We start from the raw sequence: 1,350 nt of genomic DNA, 5'->3' as shown, positions 1-1,350 counted from the left end.
CCTGATCGCGGCCAGCATGAAGGCGCCGCCGCTGCGCCGTGCCTGACTTTTTTGCGCCCTGGCGCGAACTGAAGGAAACGCCTGTACCATCCGTACAACGACAATCGACAAACAGGGGATACAGATCGTGCGAATCTTCGGGCTGATCGACAGGCGAATGTTACAGCGCGCCAACCGGCTGTGGCTCCATTACGGCGTGTTCTGGCTGGGCGCGATCGCAGTCGGCCTTGTCGCCGTGCTCTACGCAAAGCTGATCGACTTCGGCTACGCGCTGTTCCTGCATTACGCGGCTGAGCGGTTCTGGCTGCCGCTGCTCGTTGCGCCTGCAACGGGTGCAGTGACGGTCTGGCTCACGCGAAAATTCTTTCCCGGCTCCGAAGGCAGCGGCATCCCGCAGGTCATCGCGATGCTGCATGGACCCAACGAACTCGGGCCGCAACTGCTCACGCTGCGCATCCTCGTCGGCAAAATTTTCATCTCGTTTCTCGCCATTCTCGGCGGGTTCACGATTGGCCGCGAAGGACCGACCATCCATGTCGGTGCCGCCCTGATGTTCAGTCTGAGGCGCTTCTATCCCCAGCGCTTCCTCACCATCCGGCCGGGCGTGCTGGAACGCAGGCTAGCACTCGCAGGCGCAGCCGCGGGCCTGTCTGCGGCGTTCAATGCGCCGCTTGCAGGGGTCGTGTTCGCCATCGAAGAGCTCATGCGCAGCTTTGAGCAGCGCACGAGCGGCGTGCTGATCACGGCCATCATCTTCGCCGGCGTCGTTTCGCTGGGTCTCCAGGGCAATTATGTGTATTTCGGCACGATCGATATCGGCTCCGGGTTGCCACAATGGCTCAGCGTCGCCGTCGTGCTGACCGGCGTGCTTGCGGGTGTGCTGGGCGGCAGCTTCTGCTGGCTGCTGCTCAATACCCGGCGCTGGATGCCGCGAATGCTGCTCGAGATGCGCGCGCAACGGCCGGTGCTGTTCGGGGCGCTATGCGGCCTTGTCATCGCCATCGTTGGCGTGCTGTCTCACCGTCACACGTTTGGCAGCGGCTACGCCGAGGCGCGCGGCATGCTGGAAGGCACTGCGCATGTCAGCGCGGCCTACCCGATCCTCAAGCTCATCTCGATGGTGGGATCGTATCTGCCGGGCGCGCCCGGTGGCTTGTTCGCGCCGTCGCTGGCCATCGGCTCCGGCATCGGCAATACCTTGCACATGGTGTTCTCGCAGATGCAACTGTCGATGCTGATTGCGCTCGGTATGGTCGGCTATCTCGCAGCGGTGACGCAGAGTCCGATCACGGCATTCGTGATCGTCATCGAGATGATCAACGGCCATGCGCTCGTCATCTCGCTGATGGC

At 63.0% G+C, this 1,350-nt stretch carries 1 protein-coding gene; it reads left to right on the top strand.

The window, feature by feature from the left end; all coding sequences use genetic code 11:
• Nucleotides 1–157: 157 nt before the first annotated feature.
• Nucleotides 158–1,350 (top strand): chloride channel protein (locus tag PWP93_RS37305; RefSeq protein WP_421048409.1); only part of this gene is annotated, 1,193 nt, incomplete at its 3' end.

It is taken from the genome of Paraburkholderia sp. A1RI-2L (assembly GCF_048957375.1).
GTDB lineage: Bacteria > Pseudomonadota > Gammaproteobacteria > Burkholderiales > Burkholderiaceae > Paraburkholderia.
This window is presented reverse-complemented; position numbering and strand designations above follow the sequence as displayed.